The following is a 20,580-nucleotide window of genomic DNA, read 5'->3' on the forward strand; positions in this document are numbered from 1 at the left end:
ACATTTTGCCGTATGGAGCGCAAACGCCGTGCACCGGTAGCGGCCGCCACGATCACGCTGTCCACGGCCCTGGCCCTGGCCGGGACCATCACCGGCTGCACCAGCACCGACAACACGCCGAAGTGGCGTGTCGAAGTGGTCGCGACACGGCCGCACGACCCGGGCGCGTTCACCGAGGGATTGGAAGCAGACGGTTCGGTTCTTTATGAGGGCACCGGACTCTCCGGCCACTCGTCCGTCGTGTCCACCGACCTGAACACCGGGGCCGAACTCGCCCGCGCCGAGCTGCCCGCCCCGCTCTTCGGCGAGGGCATCACCCGCGCCGGGGACCTGCTCTGGCAGCTCACCTGGAAGGACGGGCTCGCCATCGCCCGAAACCCCGCCACCCTGACCGAGATCCGCACCGCCCGCTTCGACGGCGAGGGCTGGGGCCTGTGCACACGCGGTGATCGCGTGGTCATGAGCAATGGGAGTTCCACCCTGACCTTCCGCGATCCCCGGACCTTCGCCGTCACCGGGACCGTCACGCTCACCAGCCACGAGAACGCTCACCTCAACGAACTGGATTGCGCCCCGGACGGTTCCGTCTACGCCAACACCTGGGCCACCGACACCATCCTGCGCATCGACCCCGACACCGGTGACGTGCTGGCGAGCATCGACGCCTCCGGTCTGCTGCCCGGCAGCGCCCGCACCCCCGACACGGACGTGCTCAATGGCATCGCCCATCTGCCCGGCACCGATCGCTTCCTGCTCACCGGCAAGAAGTGGCCCACCGCCTACGAAGTCCGTTTCGTTCCCGCCTGACCCGCCAAAACGACCGGTCTCTCCAACTTGTGGCGTCCCACACCGGCGGTAGTGCAGCCGCACGCCGACGGCACTGCAAGAATTGGGGGCGTGACTGCCCCCCGTGACCCCGGTGCCGATCCCGGTCGCTGGGGCGACGAGGACTCACCCATGATCGAACGGCATCCGGGGTACGACCGCTATCCGCCCGCGAACCGCGCCGGGCGGCGGCCCGCGCCGCCGCGCGACCAGGACGACGTGCCGGAATTCCTCACCCGGCGCGCACCCATCCGACCCGCCGAACCGTCCTCGGGGGTGCGCAGCGAACCCGCGCGCGACCGCGGCGGCGACGCACCGCGCGAATCGGAGGCCCGGACCTCACGCTGGGCGCAGCGCCGCCACGCCAAGTCCGATTCCGGTGACAACCCGCCGACCCGGCCCTACGAGACCCAGCCGTCCCGGGGAACCGGGGACGAGCCGGAGATGTGGCAGCAGCCGCACGACTTCAACACCACCCGGCGCGTGCGCTACGACGCCGCCTCGGGACACGCCCCGGAGCCCGAGAGCTCGCCCCCGCGCGGGCACACGCCGCACCGTCACGACCCGAAACCGACAAGCGCGCTCGGACCCGAGGGCCGCGACACCGCCGCCGAATCCTCGGAAACGGCTCATACGCAGCAGCTTTCAGCCGGTGACAACCCGGACGCCCACGACAGCGGCGGGCTGCACAAGCCGCCCCGGAAGCTGACCGTCACCCGGGTCGCGGCACGCCGCAGCATCGAACTGACGCAGAGCGGTTTCGCGACCTTCCAGCGCGCCGCCAAGGCCGACGGCGCGGAGGAGTCCGGCCTCACCGCGCTCGTGTACGCCACCATGGCGAACTTCGCGACCGACGCCGCCATCGCGGTGGCCCTGGCCAATACGTTGTTCTTCGCCAGCGCGACCGCGGAGTCGGTCACCAAGGTGGCGCTGTACCTGGTGATCACCATCGCCCCGTTCGCGGTCATCGCACCGGTGATCGGCCCGATGCTGGACCGCCTGCAGCACGGCCGCCGGATCGCGCTGGCGGGTTCGTTCGCGATCCGCGTGCTGGTGGCCGGATTGCTGATCTTCAATATCGACAACTGGGCGCTGTACCCGCTGGCCCTGTGCATGATGGTGCTCAGCAAGTCGTTCTCGGTGCTGAAGTCCGCGGTCACCCCGCGCGTGCTGCCGCCGGGAATCGACCTGGTGCGCACCAACTCTCGCCTCACCGTCTTCGGACTGGTCGGCGGCACCCTGTGCGCGGGCGGCGTGGCCGCGCTGATCGCCAAGGTGACCGGCTCGACCGGCGCGCTGCTGTTCGCGGCCGCGCTGGCCGCCGCCGGCATGTTCCTGAGCCTGCGCATCCCGGCCTGGGTGGAGAACACCGAGGGCGAGGTGCCGGCCACCCTCGGCTACCACGGCGACGACTCCCGCACCGAGGTGCTGGACCCGAGCCGGGCCGGGGACGTGCCGCCCACCAAACGCCGTCAGCCGCTGGGCCGTTCGGTGGTGACCGGCCTGTGGGGCAACAGCACGGTGCGGGTGCTGACCGGCTTCCTCACCTTCTATGTGGCGTTCGTGGTCAAGGCCACCGACAAGCACGGCGTGCAGCAGATCGCCATGCTGGGCATCGTCGGCGCGGCCGCGGCCATCGGCAATTTCGCGGGCAATGCGACGGGCGCCCGCATGAAACTCGGCCGCCCCCAGCTGATCGTGCTGATCTGCACCGTCGCCTGCGTCACCGCCGCCGTCGCCGCGGCGGTCCTGGACAGCCTGCTGGGCGCGGCGCTCGCCACGCTGATCGCGGCGGGCGCGAGCGCGCTGGCCAAGGTGTCACTGGACGCTTCTATCCAGGACGACCTGCCCCCGGAATCGGTCGCGTCCGGTTTCGGCCGCTCCGAGACCGTCCTGCAGCTGGCGTGGGTCTTCGGCGGCGCGCTGGGCGTCCTGCTGCCCACCCTGTGGATGCCGACCATGTGGTGGAAGGGGTTCGCCGTGGTCTCGGTCATCATGGCGCTGGGCTTGATCCAGACCGTGGTCAGCTACCGTGGTCATTCGCTGCTGCCCGGTTTGGGCGGTAACCGACCTCAGCACGCCAAGCAGGAGATCCCCGGTGCGCACGGCGCGGGGAACCCACCCAGTAACGGACAGGAAACCCGGTGAGCCAACCCAAAGCCCGCACGATCATCGCTCTGCTGGCGGTTCTAGCCGTGGTGGCCGTGGCCTACTTCGCCGCGATCGTGGTCATCGCCCGCCACACCGACAAGTCCGAGCCCGCGATCACCGCGTACGCGCACGGCAAGTCCGTGACGGTCGAGCCCTTCCTGTACTGCGACCTCGAGATCTCCAAGGAACGCCTCTCGATGGGCAAGTGCAACACCACCGAGGCGGTCTCCGACCTCGACGTGCCGCCCGGCTCCACCATCCAGCTGTCGCTGCCCAAGGAGATCGTCGACTCCCCGTGGGAGCTGCTGATCGGCTACCGCCTGCCGAACAACAAGGCCGACGCGGAGATCCTCACCTACAAGGAGCCGTGGAAGCTGTCCGGCAAGCCGGAGCGCGACCAGGACTCCAAGTGGGACAAGCCGCGCACGCTGACCATCAAGACCCCCGCCAACGAGGGCGTGAAGCTGGCCATCATGGAGCTGCACCTGCCCATTCCGGCGCGCGACGAGGCCGGCAACGAGGGCGTCATCTCCCGCGGCATCTGGGCGGTGCACACCCCCGCGTTCGATCCCGCGCTGTTCAGCTGATCTCGGCCGGATCCGGGAAACCGGGTCCGCCCCAACGTGAATCGGGCCCCGGTGATCGAATCACCGGGGCCCGATTGCCGTTTCGAGCGCGTGCGACCTAGTGGTCGAGCTCGCGCGCCACGCCGCGCACCACTTCGGCGATGCGCTGGGCGGTCTTGCGGTCCGGGTACTTGCCGCGACGCAGGTCCGGCTGCACCTTGGTCTCCAGCAGCGTGATCATGTCTTCGATGAGGCCGTGCAGCTCGTCCGGCGACTTCCGGTTGACGGGGGCGCCGTCGGTGCGGCCGCCGCGGCCACCGCGCTCGCCCCGGCCGCCGCGCTCCTCGCGCAGGGTGGGGGTCTCCAGCAGCTTCAGCGAAAGCGCCTGCGGGCCACGGCGACCCGCGGCCATCCCGAACTCGACGCGCTGACCCGGCTTCAGGGCCTCGACACCATCGGGCAGCGCCGACGATCGAACATAGACGTCTTCTCCCTCATCCTGGGACAGGAAGCCGAAGCCCTTTTCGACGTCGTACCACTTCACCTTGCCGGTCGGCACTGCGCTCACCCGTTCGTCATTCCAGCCCGGAGCAACCGGGCAAAAGAACGCGCCCCACACAGCTATGCAGGACGCGACTGAACTCCGAGTCTACCCCGGTGCGAATAGCCCGAGCACATCAGTTTTACGGTCTTGAGGTGTCCGACACTTCTTCCGAGCAGGCCCCTCGCCGTTCCGCGAGCTGGCTGCTCTACATCGCCATGGGACTGTTCGCGATCGGATTGCTGGCGGTCTTCGCCATCTTCGGCATCGGGCTGCTGACCGATTCGAAGCCGGGGGTGTGGCTGTACCTGCTCGCCATGTGCGCGCCGCTGGGCTTCCTGCTGTCGATCGTCTACGCGCTGTGGTCGGGGCGCCGGACGCGCTGAGATTGCCCAGTTCGTTACCCGGCCATGCCTGTGATCTTCGTCACATAACGAGACGGTCACGGAGTGGTGACAGACCCCTATCGGCCGAGACTCGCCGTGACCACCAGCACAGACGCCCGATGGAAGCCGTTGCGCCGGTAAATGACCCGCCGGACACGACGGTTATCAAATGGTGATTTTTCGCGGCGGGCGTCGTAATGTTCTCCCCGCCGGGTCAGCCCGGCGCCACCGGCCCGCCGCACCGAACTTCGCCCCGCGGGTACGGACCCCCAACTGGAACAAGGGGCGAAGACGAGGCATAGCGCACAGCCAGTGCGCCGGGCCGGACGACCTCTCAGTCCGACCCCGGTAGTCGGTCTCGCAGGCGCGTACGAGAGGAAAGACCCGAAAATGAGTGGACGCCATCGCAAGCCGACCAACACCGGCCGCACTGTCGCCAAGGTTGCCCTGACCGGCATCGCTCTCGGCGGCGCCGGAGTGGCCATGGCAGGAAACGCCAGCGCGGCACCCGACTCCGACTGGGACAAGCTCGCACAGTGCGAAGCCGGCGGTAACTGGGGCATCAACACCGGCAACGGTTTCCAGGGCGGACTGCAGTTCTCCCCCGGCACCTGGACCGCCCACGGCGGCGGCGAGTACGCCGCGACCGCCAACCAGGCCAGCCGTGAACAGCAGATCGCGGTCGCCGAGAAGGTCCTCGCCACGCAGGGTTGGGGCGCATGGCCCGGCTGCTCCTCGAGTCTCGGCCTCTCCAGCTCCGCCACCCCGCGTACGGCCCCCGCGCCCGCCGCGTCCGACGTCCCGCAGTGGGCTCCGCAGCAGGCCGGCCCCGGCGGCGCCACCAACGGCACGCAGGAAGTCTTCCAGGCCGTCGACCGCGCCATCGCGGTCGCCCAGCAGCAGGGCATTCAGATCCCGCAGCCCGCACTGGATTTCCTCAACGCCACCAAGGCCAATGGAACCCAGCTCGATCCGGGCGTCGTGAACTTCTTCCAGGCGAACAAGGGCCTGCTGCCGCAGTAGGCAGCCCCCTGTTCCCTGCTCCCGAATGCCCCGCATCAATGGCGATGCGGGGCATTCGTGCGTTTCGGCCCGAGGTTGCTGGTGGAACGCCATGACGGGCGCGAACTTCCGGGTGCCGGGGAGGGCGGCCCCGGGGTGCTCGTGCCAGAATGAGCGACGTGGTGAACAAATCGAACAAACCCTATGTGGACAACGGCTGGCCGGAGACCAACGGCGATCACGCGGTCACCGAGCTCTCCTCGACCCGCTCCGGTGGACTCTCCCCCTACGGCGAGGACACGGAGTTCCCGCTGCCGGTCGAGCAGCTGCCCTACGTGCACCCGCACACCATCGTCAACCGCTGATCCGTCGTACCGACCGATATGCGGTTGACGGCGCTCGTTCCCGGGCGACCGCCGCGTACGACTCCAGGCCCTGTCTACCGCCTGGTGGCCGCGGCGGTCGCTGAACCGCGCCCGCACTCCCCGACGGATCGGGTGAAGTGACCGAAACCCCCACCCCGGCGGGCGACCCGGACGCGCCCGCCGATTCCACGGCCAAGCCCGCGAAATCCGCCAAATCCACGGATCCGACGCTGGCCGAGTGGCTCTCCAAGCGCGGCGACGACGAACTCGTGACGCTGCTGGAACTGCGCCCCGACCTGGCCGTCCCGCTGCCCGCCTCGATGGCCGTGCTGGCCGCCCGCACCGAGCAGCGTGCCTCGGTGCTGCGCGCGGGCGACGAGCTGAACACCCTCGACTTCGCCGTCATCGAAACCCTTGTGGTGCAAGGAGCCGGGGACGGCCGCCACGGCGCTCCCCTGCCCGCCAAGACGCTGCGCAAGCTGCTCTCGGACCGGGTGCCCGCCGCCCCCGTGAACGCCGCGCTGGCCAAGCTGCGCGCCCGCGCCCTGGTCTGGGGCCCCGACACCGCCCTGCGGGTGTCACCGGCCGCGCAGGAGGCCCTGCCCTGGCCGCTGGGCAGCACCACAGAATTGCCGGACTCGCTCACCGAGCCCGAGATCACCGCCGCCCTGGCCGCGGCCACGCCGCAGGAACGCGCGCTGCTGGAGAAGCTGGCGGGCACCGGCCCGCGCGGCCGCACCCGCGACGCCGCGCCCGGCACCCCCGACGACCGTCCGGTCCAGCGGCTGCTGGCGCAGCGGCTGCTCAACTGGATCGACGAGGAGACCGTGGAGCTGCCGGTCTCGGTCGGGCAGGTGCTGCGCAACGAACCGGTCACCGATCCGCACGCGCTCGCGGCCCCGCACCCCGACACCACCAAGCACGCCCCCGCCGACATCAACGCGGTGGCCGCGGGCGAGGCGGGGGAACTGTTGCGGCACAGCGCCTCCGTGCTGGAGGTGCTCGGCCGCGCACCCGCCCCGATACTGCGCTCGGGCGGCCTCGGGGTCCGCGAGCTGCGCCGGGTCGCCAAGCAGACCGGCATCGACGAGGACCGGCTCGGCCTGCTCGCCGAGATCCTGGCCGCCGCCCGCCTGATCGACAAGGGCACCCCCGAACCCGCGCCCGACGGCGACGGCGCCGACGACTTCTGGACGCCGACCACCACCTCCGACGCCTGGCTCGCCGTGGTGCCGTCGCGCCGCTGGGCGGTGCTGGCGCAGGCCTGGCTGGAACTGGACCGGCTGCCGTGGATGATCGGGCTGCGCGACGCCAACGACAAACCCCTGGCGGCGCTCTCGGCGGAGCTGCGCACCGTGTACGCGGTCCGCGACCGGCACGCCGTCCTGGGCCTGCTGGCCGAATTCCCGCCCGGCACCGAGGTTTCCGCCGCCGACCTGGGTCGCATCCTGGCCTGGCGGGAACCGCGCCGGCGCCGCCACTACCGGCTGGAGGCGGTGCGCGCCACCCTCGCCGAGGCCGAGGCGCTCGGACTGCTGGCGCGCGGCGCGGTCACCTCCGCGGGGCGCGCCCTGCTGCACGGCAGTCCCGAGGACGCCGAATCGGAGATGGCGATCGCGCTGCCCGAACCGGTGGATCACGTGCTGGTGCAGGCGGATCTGACGGTCATCGCGCCCGGCCCGCTGGTGCCCGAACTGCAGGACCGGATCGCCATGGTCGCCGACGTCGAATCGGCGGGCGCGGCCACGGTGTACCGGATCAGCGAGACCTCGGTGCGCCGCGCCCTGGACGCCGGGGCCACGTCCGCCGAACTGCACCACCTGTTCACCACCCACTCCCGCACCCCGGTCCCGCAGTCGCTGACCTATCTCATCGACGATGTGGCCCGCCGCCACGGCCGCCTGCGCGCGGGCATGGCCCAGAGTTTCGTGCGCAGCGACGACCCCACGCTGCTCGCCGAGGTGCTGGCCGCGCCCGTCGCCGGGGAACTGGCCCTGCGCGCGGTGGCCCCGACGGTCGCCATCTCCCAGGCCCCGCTGGGCGAGGTGCTGGAACGCTTGCGCGCCGCCGGATTCAGCCCCGCGGGCGAGGATTCCGCGGGCGCCATCGTGGACCTGCGGCCGCGCGGCGCGCGCCTGCCGGCCCGGCAGCGCCCGCACCCGAACTGGCGGCCCAACCCGCCCAGCACCGACCAGCTGCGGTCCCTGGTGGCCGAGCTGCGCGCGAGCGAGCGCGCCGCGAATGCCCGTGCCGGGCAGACGGTTCGCTCCGACGGCTCCCGCACCAGCACCCAGGCCACCCTCAACCTGCTCCAGCTGGCCGCCCGCACCCGCCGCCGCGTCCACATCGGCTACGTGGACGCCCAAGGCGTCGCCTCACAGCGCGTGGTCGAACCCCTCAAGGTCGGCGGCGGGCAACTCGACGCCCTGGACCCGGTCACGGGCGCGGTCCGCCACTTCACCCTGCACCGCATCGCCTCGGTCGCCTTGGTCGAATAGGAAAAGCCCGGCGCCCGAACGGCATTGGTGATGCCGACGAGTACCGGGCTGATTCTTGGTCCCGAGACCTGGGTTTACCCCTTGGGGTTGCCTAGGCAGAAGGTGGTCTTCGGATCGGGGACGATGCGGAACCCGATCGCGGTGCTCGGGTCGCAGGCGAATTCGTCGGCCTGGCCGTCGATCCGGTCGATCACCTTGAACGAGGCTTCCGGAGCCGTGCACGCCACGAACTTGTAGCCGGTGGTCTGGCTCTCGTTGTAGCAGGAGCCCTTCTTGAAGTTGGGGCTCAGGCACAGGAAGGCCGTGGTGCCGCCGTTGAGGGTCTCCTCGTAGGAGGTCTGCTCTTCCTTGCAGTCGGTCTTCTTGTCCGCGACCGCGGCGACCTTGTAGACCGCCTTCTGGTCGGAGCAGTCGACGGGCGCGGTCTTGGAGTCGGTGGCGGAGCCCTCGATCACATTGATGCAGTCACCGACCTTGGACTTGGCGGTGTCGGACTTGCTGGCGTTCTGGAGCGCCGAACAGCCGGAAACGGCGAATACGGCCACGGCCACCGCCACGAGGGCGAGCACCAGGCGCACCAACGGCCTCGTTCCTGCGAGCTTCACTAGCGAAAACCTTTCTCACCGAACCGTTCACTGCTGTGAACGCGGTGAGAATACCTGTGTGCCGCCCGGACCCGCATCCGACGCCGGGTTATATCCGGACGGCATCACCGATCAGTGCCCGCGACTCAGTGCGGCAGCATGGACAATCCGCGCATACCCAGCCACGAGAGGTTCACGAGCAGGGTGGGCAGGGTGCTGAGCATCGGCAGGCCGAAATACAACATGGGTTACCTCTCGATCGACAAAACTGGGCGCGTGACCAACAGCGCCCCTTTGCCGTGTGTCGATATCCGTGCCCCACTCGTTACACAAGCGGGGCAATAGCTTTCGCGCATCATTGTGCCGAACCGGAGCCCGATCCGCTGCCCGACCCGGAATCCGCGGAGCCGCTCGCCGAGCCGCTGCCCGCCGAACCGCTCGCCGACCCACTGGCCGAACCCGTCCCGATCGGACCGGTGGGCACGGTCGCGCCCTTCGACCCCGGACGGTTGATGTACACGGTCACCGCGGTCGACGCGTCGGCCTCCACCGTCACCACCCGCGCACCCGGCGCTGAGGTCACGTGGCCGCCCTCGACCCGCACCGTGTAGCCGTCCGGATAGTGGACGTCCGACGCGTAGATCTCCGTGGTTCCCGCGCGCGGGGTGTAGCGGTAGGCGAAGTCACCGGTGTCCGGATCGAAGATCATCCGCCCGGGCGTGCCCGCGGTCGCCCGCGGATAGGTGCGCACCAGCTGCTTGCCGACGTCCCCGAGGAACGGATCCGGCTTCGGACCGCCCGCCCCGAAGCGCGAGGAGTAGTGCCAGTACTGCCAGCTCGCGAACCGCTCGTCCGCGCGGACCAGGGTATTGCGCAGCACCGTCGCGTCCCCGTCGCCGAATTCGGTGACCAGCGTGGGCAATTGGGTGCGTGCGGTGAGGGCGTCGATATTGCCCCAGGTCTTGTCCTGCTGCAGCGGGCACAGACCGCGCAGGAAGGTGGGCAGGCCCATGTAGATGGCCATCTGGCTGGGCATGCAGTAGTCGTGCGGCGCGAACGCGATGTTCGGCGCGCTGATCGGCGGATTCTTGCCCAGGTTGCTGGGCATGGTCTCGTTCCAGGTGACGTTGGGCTCCCACAGCACCATGAGGTCGCCATTGCTCCCGCGCACCGCGTCGGTCAGCTTCTGCATGGCCGCTTGGTATTTCACGTCGAAGCCCGGGCAGCCGTTCGGGAAGCAGGACAGGAACGCGCTCCCCGGCCACGGCTCGTTGAGCAGTTCGATGCCCATCGCGCCGGGATGGCCGCTCATCTTCGCGGCGAGCGCGCCGAGCGCCTGGCCGAGGTAGTCGAGGGCGCCGTAGGAGTTGTTCCACACCTCGTCCCAGCCCGCGTTCATGCTGGGCATCAGATAGTAGAGGGGGAAGCCGAGATTGGGCTCACCCGCTCCCGGGCGGGCGTGGAGGGACCACTCCGGAAAACCGTTGCCGCCCCACACCTTCGACAAACCGTCCTGGTGGTTGTCGAGCACGGTGTGGATCCCGTACTCCGCCAGGGTGTCCACGATGCCCGCGACCCGATCCAGGTACGCGGTGTCGACGACGCCCTGGGTCGGCATCAGCCCGTCGAAGGACACGCCCAGCCGGACGGTGTTGAAGCCGTGGCGGGCGAGCAGCGCCGCGTCGTCCTCGGTGACGGTGAGCCCGTCCCCCGCCTGGAGGAAGGGCGGTTCCTTGTCGACATTGTTGACCCCGTGCAGCAGCACGACCCGGCCGCTGTCGTCCACGAAGCGCGAGCCGTCGGTGTGGATCCGCCCGATCGAGGCGGCGGTGGGCGCGGCGTCCGCGACGACCGCGGAGGCCATCATCCCGCCCGCGATGGCGGCGGCCAGGAGCCCGCGCGTCCAGCGTCTCTGCATTCTTTTCGGTTCCCTCAGGTCAAACGTCCAAATGGACAAGCGTCCAATTTTCGAGTGATCGTAGCCACCAGAAGTCTGGGCTTGACCGTTTTCACCGAATCCGGCGCGACGGATGGGCCCGGTCAGGGGCATGCTCGACCACCGATCCGGGCACGGGACGCAGGTCACGTGGCTTTGTCGGTGTCTTCCTGGAGAATGGTCAAGGCCCGTTCGGGCCCGGATCAAGCCAGGAGGTGTTCGTGACCGACGGTCCACTCATCGTGCAGAGTGACAAAACGCTGCTGCTGGAGGTCGATCATGAGTCGGCCGGCGCGGCGCGGCAGGCCATCGCGCCGTTCGCGGAGCTCGAACGCGCGCCCGAGCACGTGCACACCTATCGGGTGACGCCGCTCGCGCTGTGGAACGCGCGGGCCGCCGGGCACGACGCCGAGCAGGTGGTCGACGCACTGGTCAACTTCAGCCGGTACGCGGTGCCGCAGCCGCTGCTGGTCGACATCGTCGACACCATGGCCCGCTACGGGCGGCTGCAGTTGATGAAGCACCCGGCGCACGGGCTGGTCCTGGTCAGCCTGGATCGCGCGGTGCTGGAGGAAATCCTGCGGCACAAGAAGATCCAGCCGATGCTGGGCGCGCGCATCGACGACGACACGGTGATCGTGCATCCGTCCGAGCGCGGCCGCATCAAGCAGATGCTGCTCAAGGTCGGCTGGCCCGCCGAGGACCTGGCCGGCTACGTCGACGGCGAGGCGCACCAGATCGACCTGGACTACCAGTCCAGCGACTGGCATCTGCGCGACTATCAGGAACTGGCCGCGGAGTCGTTCTGGGCGGGCGGCTCCGGTGTGGTGGTGCTGCCGTGTGGCGCGGGCAAGACCATGGTGGGCGCGGCGGCGATGGCGAAGGCCAAGGCCACCACGCTGATCCTGGTCACCAATACCGTGGCCGGGCGGCAGTGGCGGCGCGAGCTGCTGGCCCGCACCTCGCTGACCGAGGACGAGATCGGCGAGTACTCCGGGGAGCGCAAGGAGATCCGTCCGGTCACCATCGCCACCTATCAGGTGATCACGCGCAAGACCAAGGGCGAGTATCGCCACCTCGAGCTGTTCGACAGCCGCGACTGGGGCCTGGTCATCTACGACGAGGTACACCTGCTGCCCGCCCCGGTCTTCCGGATGACCGCCGATCTGCAGTCGCGCCGCCGGCTCGGGCTGACCGCCACCCTGGTGCGCGAGGACGGCCGCGAGGGCGACGTGTTCTCGCTGATCGGCCCGAAACGCTACGACGCACCGTGGAAGGACATCGAGTCGCAGGGCTGGATCGCGCCCGCGGACTGCGTCGAGGTGCGGGTCACCCTGACCGATGCCGAGCGCATGGCCTACGCCACCGCCGAGCCGGAGGAGCGCTACAAGCTGTGCTCCACCGCGCGCACCAAACTGCCGGTGGTGGAGTCGATCCTGGCCCGGCACAAGGACGCGCCGAGCCTGGTGATCGGGGCCTACCTGGATCAGCTGGACGAGCTGGGCGAACACCTGAACGCCCCGGTCATCCAGGGTTCCACCCGCACCAAGGAGCGCGAGGAGCTGTTCGACGCCTTCCGTCGCGGCGAGATCCCGGTGCTGGTGGTGTCGAAGGTGGCCAACTTCTCCATCGACCTGCCGGAAGCCTCGGTGGCGGTGCAGGTTTCGGGCACCTTCGGGTCGCGGCAGGAGGAGGCGCAGCGGCTCGGGCGGCTGTTGCGGCCGAAACACGACGGGGGCCAGGCTCACTTCTATTCCGTGGTCGCACGTGACACGCTGGACGCCGAGTATGCCGCGCACCGGCAGCGTTTCCTGGCCGAGCAGGGGTATGCCTATCGCATCACCGATGCGGACGACCTGCTGGGTCCGACGATAGGATAAGTGGAGGAAGAGCCTCCATAAGGCGGGAGGGACGTACGTGCGGCGCTTCGAATTCGCGGTGGACCGTGACCATGCTCGGGCGGTCAACGAGGTGGTGGCGTACCTGCGGCGACTCCGCATCTGGGCATACACGGCCGCCGCCGCGCTGGGACTGGGCACCGCGTTCCTGATCTGGGTGAACCACCCGTGGTCCTGGCTGCTGGCGGTGGCCTTCCTGGCCGCCGCGGTGACCGCGCTGTTCATCGGATACTGGATGCCGCATCGCGGCCGGGTGGACAAGCTCTACGCCGCGGGCGACCTGGTGCCCGCGGTGGTGTCGGAGACCCACGGGAACGGGGCCACCCTGCTGGCCCTGGTCGATCTGGCCAAGCCGAACACCCCCGGCCCCCGCTACGCCCTGGTGACCCGCACGGTCCGCTCCCTACCCGGGCACCGGGCCCGCACCGGGGAACGGGTGCCCGCGGTGACCGTGCGCGTGGACCGCGCCCCCGGCCCGGTCGGCGACCTGTGGCAGTCGGTGAGCGCCATGCCCATCGCCTGGGGCACCCGGGACCTGAACATCATCGAACGCGCCCGCGAGGCCATCCACGAGGTCGAGTGGAAGCTGCTCACCGACAATCTGGATCTGGCCATCAAGGTGCGCGGCGCGGACGCCAAGCGCCTGCTGCTGGACCCGCAGCAGCTGCCGGAGGAGTTGCGCGGCTGAGCGATCCGCTCCGAACCCGCGTTTTTCGCTTGCGCCGCTTCGTAGGATGGGGTGATGGTTCCCGTCACGAATCTGGTGGCGTTTCTGATCGCGGCCGTCGCGCTGATCGTAATCCCCGGCCCCGGAGTGCTTTTCGTCATCGGCCGGGCGCTGTCCTACGGGCGGCGGGCCGCGCTGCTGTCCGTGCTCGGCCATTCCCTGGGCGTCCTCGGCGTCATGGTGCTGGTCGCGGCCGGTCTGGGCACGCTGCTGGCCGCGTCCGCGATCGCGCTGGCGATCGTGAAGTTCGCGGGCGCGCTCTATCTCATCTACCTCGGGGTGCAGGCGATCCGGGATCGCCGCGCGCTGCGGGAGGCGTTCCAGGCGCGGGCCGAGCCGGTCGGCACCGGCCGTGCGCTGCGGCAGTCGATGCTGGTGGGCGTCACCAATCCGAAGGCGATCATCTTCTTCTCCGCCGTGCTGCCGCAGTTCGTGGCCCCGCACGCCGGCCCGGTCCCGGTGCAGATGCTGATCCTCGGGCTGGTGTTCATCGCCGTCGCGCTGGTCTCCGACTCGGTGTGGGCGCTGGCGGCCGGTTCGGCGCGGGAATGGTTCGCGCGCTCGCCGAAGCGGCTGGAGGCGGTCGGCGGCGCGGGCGGGGTGATGATCATCGGCCTGGGGGCGAGCGTGGCCGTGTCGGGCAGCGGTAGCTGAGTCCGGAGCCGATTAGCATCAGCTCGTCGGCACTCGTAGGTGTGTGGAAAGGGCGGCTGGAGCGGATGCTTCGGAACTGGCGGTACCTGACAGTGGGGGCGGTACTGCTGCTCGGCGCGAACGCGGCTCCCGCGCAGGCGGATTCGAGCGACCCGTTCACGGGCGCGCCCGGCGCGGGCGATCCGTACTACCCGCTGGACGGCAACGGCGGCTACGACGTCGGCCACTACGACGTCACCATCTCCTATGACCCGCCGACGCATCAGCTGACCGGGGACACCCGCGTCGACGCGGTGGCGACCCAGGCGCTGCGGGTGTTCAACCTGGACTACAGCGGCCCGGCGGTGTCCAAGGTGACCGTCAACAACCTGCCCGCCTGGTTCGACCGCAACGGCGAGCACGAACTGTCCGTCACCCCACTGATCCCGCTGCTCCCGGGCCTGCCGTTCACCGTGCGGGTGGAGTACGCGGGCGAGGTGACCGGCACCGAGGGCGAGGGCTGGGTGTTCTCGCCCAGCGGCGGCGCGTTCGTAGCGGGTGAACCGCATTCGGCGAGCAGCTGGTACCCGCTCAACGACACGCCCCTGGACAAGGCGACCTTCACCCTGCACGCCACGGTGCCGCAGGAGTGGGAGGTGATGTCGATCGGCGACAAGGTGTCCGACACCGTGCAGGGCGCGAACCGGACCGTGTCCTGGGAGATGCGTCAGCCGGTGGTCGGCTACCTGACCACGGTCGCCGTCGACCGGTTCGAATTCCTGGACCAGCGGCGCGCCAATGGAACTCCGCTGCTGAGCGCCTTCGCGCCGAGCGCGGGCAAGGGCCGGGACCTGGAGACGCGGCTGCCCGAGATCCTGGACTTCCAGGAGGAGCTGTACGGCCCGTACCCGTTCGACACCGCGGGCGGCCTCTACGTCGACACCGGACTCCAGTTCTCGCTGGAGACGCAGTCTCGCCCGATCTACGCGCCCTGGACCGATCTGAGCACCGTGGTGCACGAGATCGCCCACCAGTGGTGGGGCGATTCCATGTCGGTGAAGCAGTGGTCCGACATCTGCCTGAACGAGTGCTTCGCCAGCTATACCGCCGACTACCTGTGGCCGGAACGCAAGGACGGCAAGGACGTCGACGCCGAGTACCGCGACACCGTCGCGAAATACCATGACGATCCGAAGTTCTGGGAGATCGCGCTCCAGAACCCGGGCAAGGACAACGAATTCACCGCGGTCTACTACCGGGGTCCACTCTTCCTGCACGCCCTGCGCCGGACCATGGGCGATGCCGCGTTCTTCGGAGCGGTCCGTGATTTCGTCATGGCGCACCGGTACGGCAACGCGTCCATGCCCGAGTTCCGGACTTTCCTGCAGTCGCGCTCGCCGGTCGATCTGATCGGGTTCCTGGCCGCCTGGCTGGACCGCACCGACCGACCGTCCGACGAGTTCCTCTACCCCGGCCCGCTGCGCGCCTGATCAGGCCGGGACCGGCCGCGCCCGGTCCGAGAGGACCAGCGCGGCCATACCGCCGAGCACCGACCCGGTGACGTACCGCTGCGCCCGCAGCCACAGCGGCCGCCGCGCCAGGAAGGTCGAGACCGCGCCCGCGCTCAACACGATCAGGGCGTTCACGGTGACCGCGATGGCGATCTGCACCGCGCCCAGCGACAGGCTCTGCAACCAGACCCGCCCGTGCGCCGGCACCACGAACTGCGGGATCAGCGCCATGTAGAGGATGGCGATCTTGGGGTTGAGCAGATTGGTGACCAGCCCCATCGTGAACAGCCGCCGGGCCGGATCGGCGGGCAGCTCGGTCGGCGCGAACAGTCCGGCCCCGCCCGGCCGCAAGGTCTTCCAGGCCAAGTGGACCAGATACAGCGCGCCCGCGACCTTCAACGTCAGGTACAGCGCGGGCACCATGGCGAAGACCGCGGTGATCCCGGCCGTCGCGGCCGCCAGATACACCCCGAATCCGACCGCCACCCCGCCCAGCGACACGAGTCCGGCCCGCCGCCCCTGCGACACGGTCCGCGACACCAGGTACATCATGTTCGGCCCCGGCGTGAGCACCAGCCCCAGCGCCGCGACGGCCACGCCCAGAACCGCACTCGCTTCGATCATGCGACCGATTCTCCGGCCGCATCGGTCCGCTGTCGCGGGCCACTCACCACCGACTGGACCCCCGACCGGAGGCCACCGGGGTCCGGGTCAGCGCACCGCTTCGGCCTGGTGTCCGGCCCGGAGGCGGCGCACGCCCTCGGCGATGGTCTCCTCCTTCTTGCAGAAGGTGAAGCGCACCAGGTGGTTCCACGCGGCCTTGTCGTCGGCGAAGACACTGACCGGCACCGCGGCCACGCCGAGGCGCTCGGGCAGTTCACGGCAGAAGGCGTAGGCGTCGGACGCGCCGAGCGGGGTGATGTCGGCGCACACGAAATAGGTGCCGTCACTGCGCTTCACGCCGAAACCGGCCTCGGACAGGGCGGCGGAGAGGCGGAGTCGCTTCTCGGCGAGGGTGTCCCGCAGCGCGGCCACCCACTGCTGCTCGTTGTTGAGGGCGTGGGCGACGGCGGGCTGGAAGGGGCCGCCGCCGACGAAGGTGAGGAACTGCTTGGCGGCCAGCACCGCGTCCAGCAGCGGGGCGGGCGCGCAGGCCCAGCCGATCTTCCAGCCGGTGACACTGAAAGTCTTGGCGGCGCTGGAGATCACGATGGTGCGCTCGAACATGCCGGGCAGCGTGGACAGGCTGATGTGCTCGTGCCCGTCGTAGCAGAGGTGCTCGTACGCCTCGTCGGACATGACGTACAGGTCGTGTTCGATGGCGAGTTCGGCGATGGCGGTGAGATCGGCGCGCGAGAGCACGGTGCCGGTCGGATTGTGCGGCGAATTCACCAGCAGCATCCGGGTTTTCGGGGTGATGGCGGCGCGCAGGCTGTCCAGGTCGAGGGCGAAGCCGTTGCCGTCGGGCACCAGCCGGGCGGTGCGGCGCCGCGCTCCGGCCAAGGCGATGGCCGCCGCGTAGGAGTCGTAGTAGGGCTCGATGAGCACCACGTCGTCGCCGGGTTCGACCAGGCCGAGCACGGTCGCCGCGATCGCCTCGGTGGCGCCGACGGTGACCAGCACCTGACTGTCGGGGTCGTAGTGGGTGCCGTAGCGGCGGGCGCGGTCCGCGGCGATGGCCTGCCGCAGCGCGGGCACGCCGCGGCCGGGCGGGTACTGGTTGAAGCCGTCGGCTATGGCCTGCCGCGCCACCTCGAGCATGCCCGCGGGGCCGTCGCTGTCCGGGAAGCCCTGGCCGAGGTTGACCGCGCCGTGGCGCACGGCCAGTTCGGTCATCTCGGCGAAGATCGTCGACGCGAACGGCTGCAGACGGGCGACGGTCGGAATACGCGGCATGTCCGGAGCCTAATCCATCGCCGAGAACGGCCGACGGCCGTGATTCACCGCACAGCCAGGTCAGCGCGGGAGCCGGATGCCGCTCAGTTTGTCCGGGTTCACCACGTCGTAGACGCCCCACACCTTGCCGTCGCGCACGGTGAACGCGTACACCCGCCGCGGATTGCCCGCATTGCCGTCCCGGGCCGGGATCGAGTGCGCCAGGATGCCGTGCTGCCCGTTGACCAGGACCGGTTCGAGTTCCCGGCCGGGCGCGGGATCGCCGGGGCCGCCGCCCGCGCCGACCAGCATGAACCTGCGCCACAGCCCCAGCCACAGGCGCGCGTTCTTGTCCACGCCGGCAACCACATTGACCGCGGTGGACACCTTGCCGCCGCCGTCGCCGACGGTGCGCACGTCCGGATGCAGCGCCGCCACCACGGCGTCGACGTTCCCGCTGGCCAGCGCGTCCAGCAGCGCCCGCACCGCGGCCTCGTGCTCGGCGTCGGCGGCCGGTTCCGGCGCGTCCGCCACCGCTTTCCGGGCCCGGGTGGCGAGCTGCCGCGCGGCGTCCACGGAAACGTCCAGGATGTCGGCGATCTCGGTGAACGGCACCGAGAAGCCGTCGTGCAGAACGAAAGCCACCCGCTGCGGCGGGGTCAGCGTGTCCAGCACCACGAGGGCGGCGAACCGGAACTCCTGTTTACGCATCACCGCGGCCAGCGGAGCGGGGGTGCTGGACGGCGTCACCGCGGTGACCACCGGTTCCGGGAGCCATTGCCCAACATAGGTTTCGCGGCGCACCGCCGCGCTGCGCAACCGGTCCAGACAGAGGCGGCTGACCACGGTGGTGAGCCAGGCGCGCAGGTCGTGGATCTCGGATTGGCGGGCCGCGGCGAGCCGTAGCCAGCTCTCCTGCACGGCGTCCTCGGCGTCGCTCACGCTCCCGGTGAGCCGGTAGGCCACCGAGACCAGATGCGGCCGATGCGTTTCGAACAAGTCGGCCAGGAGAACCGCCACCATCTCTCCGATCCTACGGCTGGGCACCGACAGCCTCGCGGGCGGTCACCACGAATTACCGGCCGCCCATGCCCGATTCCGTGACAGCATGACCGCATGGACGCGGAATTCCTTTCCGACGGCACGGTCTGGTTGTCGCCGCCCGCCGTCTCCGACATCGATGCCATCACCGCCCTGTGCCAGGAGCCCTCGATCGGCGCGTGGACCACCATGCCGGTCCCCTACCACCGCGCCGACGCGGAGAAGTTCATCTACGACATCGTCGGCCCCGGCTGGGCCGCCCGCAGCCCCACCTGGGCGGTGCGCGGGTCGGCCGACGGCCCGGTGGTCGGCATGATCGGGCTGAGCCCGCTCTACCCCCGCCGCGACGACGAGACCGCCGAGATCGGCTTCTGGCTCACCCCCACCGCCCGCGGCGCGGGCGTGATGACCCGGTCGGCGCGGCTGGTCGCGGCCGCCGGACTGGATCCCGAGACGCTGGGCTTCGAGCGCCTGGAGTGGCGGGCCTTCACCGGAAACCATCCGTCCGCGGCCGTGGCCCGCCGCATCGGCATGCACTACGAGGGCCTGATCCGCGGCGGCGGCACGCAACGCGGTGTCCGCCGCGACATCTGGGTGGCGGGGCGGCTGCGCACCGATCCCGATACCCCGAGCCCGCACTGGCCCGCAGGCCTCTGACCTGGCCATACCCCCGAAAAGCGTTCGGCGCACACCCGCCGGACTGGGTGTGCGCCGAACTCAGTGTGCACGCCGGATGCGTTCGGCGCGAGGCGAACTCGCCGCGCCCGGGTGCGGGTCTATCGGATCGGGGACCTACGCGCGGGCCGCGCGGCGCTGGGCGACCGCGTCGGCGAGGCGCTCCAACTGGGCGACCGTGGTGTCCCAGTCGATGCAGGCGTCGGTGATGGACTGGCCGTAGGTGAGGTCCTCCGGCTTGCCGAGGGTGAGGTCCTGGCGACCGGCGACGATGAAGGACTCCATCATCAGGCCGACCACGGTGTCCTCGCCGCCCGCGATGCGCTCGGCCAGATCGGTGACCACGTCGACCTGCTTGTTGTGGTCCTTGTTGGAGTTGCCGTGCGAGGCGTCCACCACCAGGCGCTGGGGCAGCGACGACTTCTCCAGGCGCAGCAGGGCTTCCGAGCAGGAGGCGGCGTCGAAGTTGGGGCCGTTGGAGCCGCCGCGCAGGATGACGTGGCAGTCCGGGTTGCCGGCGGTGCGGATGAGCGCCGAACGCCCGTCCAGGTCGGTGCCGGGGAACACGTGCGAGGCGGCCGCGGCGCGCACGCCGTCCACCGCGACCTGCACGTCGCCGTCGGTGCCGTTCTTGATGCCGACCGGCATGGACAGCGCCGAGGACAGCTGCCGGTGCACCTGGCTGGCGGCCGTGCGGGCGCCGATCGCGCCGTAGGCGACCAGGTCGGCGATGTACTGCGGGGTGATCGGGTCCAGGAACTCGCACGCCACCGGCAGGCCGAGCGCGGTGATGTCGACCAGCAGGCGGCGACCCAGGTCCAGGCCGGTGTTGATGTCGAAGCTGCCGTCCAGGTGCGGGTCGTTGATCAGGCCCTTCCAGCCCAGCGTGGTGCGCGGCTTCTCGAAGTAGACGCGCATCACCACGTGCAGGCGGTCGTCCAGTTCGGCGGCCTTGGCGGCCAGGCGACGGGCGTAGTCCATGGCGGCTTCGGGATCGTGCACCGAACACGGGCCGACGATCACCATGAGGCGGTCATCGGAGCCGTTGAGCACGTCGACGGTGGCCTTGCGACCGGCGCGCACGGTGTCGGCGAGGATGTCGTCGATCGGGTGGGCGGCACGGACCTCGCGCGGCGAGCTCAGCGGGCTGACGCTGAGAGTGCGCTGGTCATCGAGATCGGCATGCCGGTCGAGATCGGCGGTGGTGGTCATGGGTGGATTTCCTTGTCCCAGGCCGACCCACGGAGAATTGCGAAACCCCTAGGAGCCGGTCTGATTTCGTCCGGCTCGGGGTGGAGGATGTCAGCGCGAGGTCACGCCGCACGACCCACCCGGGGCCGGCTGGCTAAACCAGAAATACTGACGC

The 20,580-nt window shown here is 70.0% G+C and carries 19 protein-coding genes; 12 read left to right on the plus strand and 7 right to left on the minus strand.

Annotation, left to right across the window (positions count from 1 at the left end; translation table 11 throughout):
- Window positions 1–12 precede the first annotated feature (12 nt).
- The 3 genes from ACWEOI_RS02150 (at window position 13) to ACWEOI_RS02160 (ending at window position 3,563) form a co-directional block, all read left to right on the plus strand.
- Window positions 13–807 carry a glutaminyl-peptide cyclotransferase gene (locus ACWEOI_RS02150; protein WP_452358735.1) on the plus strand — a complete coding sequence of 265 codons (795 nt, stop codon included), beginning with the start codon at window positions 13–15 and terminating at the stop codon, window positions 805–807.
- A gap of 462 nt (window positions 808–1,269) precedes the next feature.
- Window positions 1,270–2,973 carry an MFS transporter gene (locus tag ACWEOI_RS02155; protein WP_433673227.1) on the plus strand — a complete coding sequence of 568 codons (1,704 nt, stop codon included), beginning with the start codon at window positions 1,270–1,272 and terminating at the stop codon, window positions 2,971–2,973.
- Window positions 2,970–3,563 carry a DUF2771 family protein gene (locus ACWEOI_RS02160; RefSeq protein ID WP_433670437.1) on the plus strand — a complete coding sequence of 198 codons (594 nt, stop codon included), beginning with the start codon at window positions 2,970–2,972 and terminating at the stop codon, window positions 3,561–3,563. Before ACWEOI_RS02155 ends, ACWEOI_RS02160 begins: the two co-directional genes overlap by 4 nt.
- Window positions 3,564–3,660: 97 nt before the next feature.
- On the opposite strand, the gene ACWEOI_RS02165 is transcribed toward ACWEOI_RS02160, so the two are convergent.
- Window positions 3,661–4,101 (minus strand): cold-shock protein, encoded by a 441-nt coding sequence (locus tag ACWEOI_RS02165; RefSeq protein ID WP_357282822.1) that lies wholly within the window; start codon window positions 4,099–4,101, stop codon window positions 3,661–3,663.
- 137 nt (window positions 4,102–4,238) lie between these two features.
- Between ACWEOI_RS02165 and ACWEOI_RS02170 the strand changes: the two genes are divergently transcribed.
- The 4 genes from ACWEOI_RS02170 (at window position 4,239) to ACWEOI_RS02185 (ending at window position 8,334) form a co-directional block, all read left to right on the plus strand.
- The gene (locus ACWEOI_RS02170; RefSeq protein WP_433670435.1) at window positions 4,239–4,469 is read left to right on the plus strand and encodes a hypothetical protein; all 231 of its coding nucleotides are present in this window, start codon (window positions 4,239–4,241) and stop codon (window positions 4,467–4,469) included.
- Window positions 4,470–4,859: 390 nt separating this feature from the next.
- The gene (locus ACWEOI_RS02175) at window positions 4,860–5,492 is read left to right on the plus strand and encodes a resuscitation-promoting factor Rpf1 domain-containing protein (protein WP_433670433.1); all 633 of its coding nucleotides are present in this window, start codon (window positions 4,860–4,862) and stop codon (window positions 5,490–5,492) included.
- A gap of 149 nt (window positions 5,493–5,641) precedes the next feature.
- On the plus strand, window positions 5,642–5,836 hold the full coding sequence (locus ACWEOI_RS02180) for a hypothetical protein (RefSeq protein WP_452358736.1): 195 nt from the start codon (window positions 5,642–5,644) through the stop codon (window positions 5,834–5,836).
- Between the two features lie 137 nt (window positions 5,837–5,973).
- Window positions 5,974–8,334: a helicase-associated domain-containing protein gene (locus ACWEOI_RS02185; RefSeq protein ID WP_452358737.1), complete on the plus strand. Its 2,361-nt coding sequence runs from the start codon at window positions 5,974–5,976 to the stop codon at window positions 8,332–8,334.
- A gap of 74 nt (window positions 8,335–8,408) precedes the next feature.
- Here the strand turns inward: ACWEOI_RS02185 and ACWEOI_RS02190 are convergent, their stop codons facing one another.
- Together ACWEOI_RS02190 and ACWEOI_RS02195 are read right to left on the minus strand one after the other, a co-directional pair.
- On the minus strand, window positions 8,409–8,939 hold the full coding sequence (locus ACWEOI_RS02190) for an LppU/SCO3897 family protein (RefSeq protein WP_433670427.1): 531 nt from the start codon (window positions 8,937–8,939) through the stop codon (window positions 8,409–8,411).
- Between the two features lie 334 nt (window positions 8,940–9,273).
- The gene (locus ACWEOI_RS02195) at window positions 9,274–10,836 is read right to left on the minus strand and encodes an endoglycoceramidase I (RefSeq protein ID WP_452358738.1); all 1,563 of its coding nucleotides are present in this window, start codon (window positions 10,834–10,836) and stop codon (window positions 9,274–9,276) included.
- A gap of 239 nt (window positions 10,837–11,075) precedes the next feature.
- On the opposite strand from ACWEOI_RS02195, the gene ACWEOI_RS02200 reads away from it, so the two are divergent.
- From ACWEOI_RS02200 to ACWEOI_RS02215, 4 genes are all read left to right on the plus strand, one after another.
- Complete coding sequence (locus ACWEOI_RS02200; protein ID WP_433670423.1) at window positions 11,076–12,734, plus strand: DNA repair helicase XPB; 1,659 nt, start codon at window positions 11,076–11,078, stop codon at window positions 12,732–12,734.
- Between the two features lie 37 nt (window positions 12,735–12,771).
- Entirely contained in the window at window positions 12,772–13,440 is a 669-nt protein-coding gene (locus ACWEOI_RS02205) for a DUF3239 domain-containing protein (RefSeq protein ID WP_433670421.1), read from the plus strand.
- A 54-nt stretch (window positions 13,441–13,494) separates the two neighbouring features.
- Window positions 13,495–14,133, plus strand: a complete 639-nt coding sequence (locus ACWEOI_RS02210) for a LysE family transporter (RefSeq protein WP_433670419.1) — start codon at window positions 13,495–13,497, stop codon at window positions 14,131–14,133.
- Between the two features lie 92 nt (window positions 14,134–14,225).
- Window positions 14,226–15,602, plus strand: a complete 1,377-nt coding sequence (locus ACWEOI_RS02215) for a M1 family metallopeptidase (protein ID WP_452358739.1) — start codon at window positions 14,226–14,228, stop codon at window positions 15,600–15,602.
- On the opposite strand, the gene ACWEOI_RS02220 is transcribed toward ACWEOI_RS02215, so the two are convergent.
- From ACWEOI_RS02220 to sigJ, 3 genes are all read right to left on the minus strand, one after another.
- Complete coding sequence (locus ACWEOI_RS02220) at window positions 15,603–16,247, minus strand: LysE family translocator (protein WP_452358740.1); 645 nt, start codon at window positions 16,245–16,247, stop codon at window positions 15,603–15,605. It abuts the gene before it with no gap.
- An 87-nt stretch (window positions 16,248–16,334) separates the two neighbouring features.
- Entirely contained in the window at window positions 16,335–17,519 is a 1,185-nt protein-coding gene (locus ACWEOI_RS02225; protein ID WP_452358741.1) for a pyridoxal phosphate-dependent aminotransferase, read from the minus strand.
- A gap of 60 nt (window positions 17,520–17,579) precedes the next feature.
- Entirely contained in the window at window positions 17,580–18,521 is a 942-nt protein-coding gene (sigJ, locus tag ACWEOI_RS02230) for an RNA polymerase sigma factor SigJ (RefSeq protein WP_452358742.1), read from the minus strand.
- A 93-nt stretch (window positions 18,522–18,614) separates the two neighbouring features.
- Between sigJ and ACWEOI_RS02235 the strand changes: the two genes are divergently transcribed.
- On the plus strand, window positions 18,615–19,196 hold the full coding sequence (locus ACWEOI_RS02235) for a GNAT family N-acetyltransferase (RefSeq protein WP_433670410.1): 582 nt from the start codon (window positions 18,615–18,617) through the stop codon (window positions 19,194–19,196).
- A gap of 135 nt (window positions 19,197–19,331) precedes the next feature.
- Here the strand turns inward: ACWEOI_RS02235 and ACWEOI_RS02240 are convergent, their stop codons facing one another.
- A complete protein-coding gene (locus tag ACWEOI_RS02240; protein WP_452358743.1) occupies window positions 19,332–20,426 on the minus strand; it encodes a 3-deoxy-7-phosphoheptulonate synthase in 1,095 nt (364 codons plus the stop codon).
- Between the last annotated feature and the right edge of the window lie 154 nt (window positions 20,427–20,580).

The organism is Nocardia sp. NPDC004340 (assembly GCF_053602575.1).

Bases quoted from the DNA above. Each gene is read 5' to 3' on its own strand.
- ACWEOI_RS02240 (WP_452358743.1), bottom strand. From the start codon at position 20,426: ATGACCACCACCGCCGATCTCGACCGGCATGCCGATCTCGATGACCAG.
- ACWEOI_RS02225 (WP_452358741.1), bottom strand. From the start codon at position 17,519: ATGCCGCGTATTCCGACCGTCGCCCGTCTGCAGCCGTTCGCGTCGACG.
- ACWEOI_RS02150 (WP_452358735.1), top strand. From the start codon at position 13: ATGGAGCGCAAACGCCGTGCACCGGTAGCGGCCGCCACGATCACGCTG.
- ACWEOI_RS02175 (WP_433670433.1), top strand. From the start codon at position 4,860: ATGAGTGGACGCCATCGCAAGCCGACCAACACCGGCCGCACTGTCGCC.
- ACWEOI_RS02210 (WP_433670419.1), top strand. From the start codon at position 13,495: ATGGTTCCCGTCACGAATCTGGTGGCGTTTCTGATCGCGGCCGTCGCG.
- ACWEOI_RS02235 (WP_433670410.1), top strand. From the start codon at position 18,615: ATGGACGCGGAATTCCTTTCCGACGGCACGGTCTGGTTGTCGCCGCCC.
- ACWEOI_RS02220 (WP_452358740.1), bottom strand. From the start codon at position 16,247: ATGATCGAAGCGAGTGCGGTTCTGGGCGTGGCCGTCGCGGCGCTGGGG.
- ACWEOI_RS02180 (WP_452358736.1), top strand. From the start codon at position 5,642: ATGAGCGACGTGGTGAACAAATCGAACAAACCCTATGTGGACAACGGC.
- ACWEOI_RS02195 (WP_452358738.1), bottom strand. From the start codon at position 10,836: ATGCAGAGACGCTGGACGCGCGGGCTCCTGGCCGCCGCCATCGCGGGC.
- sigJ (WP_452358742.1), bottom strand. From the start codon at position 18,521: ATGGTGGCGGTTCTCCTGGCCGACTTGTTCGAAACGCATCGGCCGCAT.
- ACWEOI_RS02155 (WP_433673227.1), top strand. From the start codon at position 1,270: ATGTGGCAGCAGCCGCACGACTTCAACACCACCCGGCGCGTGCGCTAC.